The 1,321-nt window shown below is 69.5% G+C and carries 1 protein-coding gene; it reads left to right on the top strand.

All coding sequences use genetic code 11. The features are described 5' to 3' along the window. On the top strand, positions 1–1,321 hold a 1,321-nt coding region (locus ACZ4Z5_RS33345), incomplete at both ends, for an acetate--CoA ligase (RefSeq protein WP_468270032.1).

The raw sequence follows: 1,321 nt of genomic DNA, 5'->3' as shown, positions 1-1,321 counted from the left end.
TGAGCAACCAGAGCCTGGCCAATCTGCTGAGGGAAGAGCGGCGGTTCGCTCCGCCGACGGAGCTGGCCGCGGGCGCGAACGTCACGGCAGCGGCCTACGAGCAGGCCGAGGCGGACCGGCTGGGATTCTGGGCCGAGCAGGCCCGGCGGCTGTCCTGGGCCACCGAACCCACCCAGACCCTGGACTGGAGCAACCCGCCCTTTGCGAAGTGGTTCGCCGACGGCCGGCTCAACGTCGCCTACAACTGCGTCGACCGGCACGTCGAAGCCGGACACGGCGACCGCGTCGCCCTCCACTTCGAAGGCGAACCCGGCGACAGCCGCACCATCACCTACGCCGAACTCAAGGACGAGGTCTGCAAAGCCGCCAACGCCCTCACCGAACTCGGCATCACCAAGGACGACCGGGTCGCGGTCTACCTGCCGATGATCCCCGAGGCCGTCGTCGCGATGCTCGCCTGCGCCCGCATCGGTGCCGCCCACTCCGTCGTCTTCGGCGGCTTCTCCGCCGACGCCCTGGCCACACGTATCGAGGACGCGGACGCCAAGCTGGTCATCACCGCCGACGGCGGCTACCGCCGCGGCAAGCCCACCGCCCTCAAGCCCGCCGTCGACGAAGCCCTGACACGCACCGACCGCGTCCAGCACGTCCTCGTCGTGCGCCGCACCGGACAGGACACCGCCTTCACCGAAGGCCGTGACCTCTGGTGGCACGAGCTGGTCGGCCGCCAGTCCCCGGAGCACACCCCGCAGCCCTTCGAGGCCGAGCACCCGCTGTTCATCCTCTACACGTCCGGCACCACGGGCAAGCCGAAGGGCATCCTGCACACCTCCGGCGGCTACCTCACCCAGACCGCCTACACCCACCACGCCGTCTTCGACCTCAAGCCGGCAACCGACGTCTTCTGGTGCACCGCCGACATCGGCTGGGTCACCGGCCACTCCTACATCGTCTACGGCCCCCTCGCCAACGGCGCCACCCAGGTCATGTACGAGGGCACCCCCGACACCCCGCACCAGGGCCGCTTCTGGGAAATCGTCCAGAAGTACGGCGTCACCATCCTCTACACCGCCCCCACCGCCATCCGGACGTTCATGAAGTGGGGCGACGACATCCCCGCCAAATTCGACCTGTCCTCCCTGCGCGTGCTGGGATCGGTCGGCGAACCCATCAACCCCGAGGCCTGGGTCTGGTACCGCGAACACATCGGAAGCGACCGCTGCCCCATCGTGGACACCTGGTGGCAGACCGAGACCGGCGCCATGATGATCTCCCCGCTGCCCGGCGTGACCCGGACCAAGCCCGGCTCCGCCCAGCGCCC

This window comes from Streptomyces sp. NPDC030222 (assembly GCF_055573115.1).
Note: the sequence above shows the minus strand (reverse complement) of the source record. Positions and strands in the feature narration are given on the sequence as shown.